The following is an 846-nucleotide window of genomic DNA, read 5'->3' on the forward strand; positions in this document are numbered from 1 at the left end:
ATCGCGAGCGGCGGCAATGCACAGGTGCAAGCGGCCTACGACACGCTCAAGACGTATCTGATGCTGGCTCACCCCGAGCACGCCAACGCTGCGTTTCTGACCAAGCAGTTGCTAGACACCAACGCGCCGGCGCGTCCGTTGCATGCGTCGGTCACGTCGGGCACGTGGGAAGACGTGCGTCAGCATGCGATCGCTTTCTACGCGAGCCATCTGAAGCGTGACGCAGCAGCGGCGATCAACCCCGACGTTTCGCTCGTCGCGGCCACTCGACAGACCATCATCGGCGTGCGTGGCATCCAGAACTCGACCGATGCGATCTACCAGCAGATCATCGAGGAGGCGAAGCCGAAGTACCCGCCCATCACACTGGCGACGCTCTTGGGCGACCATCCGAGCCGCGGGCTCTTCAACACCACGGCCACGGTCCCCGGCGTGTTCACGCGCGCCGCATGGGACGAACGCATTCCGAAAGCGATCGACGAAGCGAGCGAACAGCGCACCGTCACGGGCGACTGGGTGCTGTCCGACGCGAAGCTCGACAACACCGCACCCTCGACGCTCAAGGCCGAGTTGCGCCAACGCTACTTCGACGACTACGCTCGTGCCTGGGCTCAGTTCCTGAACAGCATCCGGTGGCAGAACGCATCATCGCTCTCGGGCACCGTGGATCAACTGACCCTGCTAGGCGACCCACAGCGCTCACCGATCGTCGCGCTCATGAACGCGATCGTCTATCAGGCGAGCGCGGGCGCTTCGACGCAATCGCTCTCCGACAATCTGATCGCGAAGGCGCAACAGTGGGCGGGCAAAGACGAGAAGGATCCGTCGAAGCAAACACAGCCGCAA

At 63.5% G+C, this 846-nt stretch carries 1 protein-coding gene; it reads left to right on the forward strand.

What is annotated here, in order from left to right; genetic code table 11:
• Positions 1 to 846, forward strand: an 846-nt coding sequence (locus AWB82_RS36700; protein WP_200818297.1) for an ImcF-related family protein, incomplete at both ends; no start/stop codon positions are given.

Source organism: Caballeronia glebae, assembly GCF_001545035.1.
GTDB classification, from domain to species: Bacteria; Pseudomonadota; Gammaproteobacteria; order Burkholderiales; family Burkholderiaceae; genus Caballeronia; species Caballeronia glebae.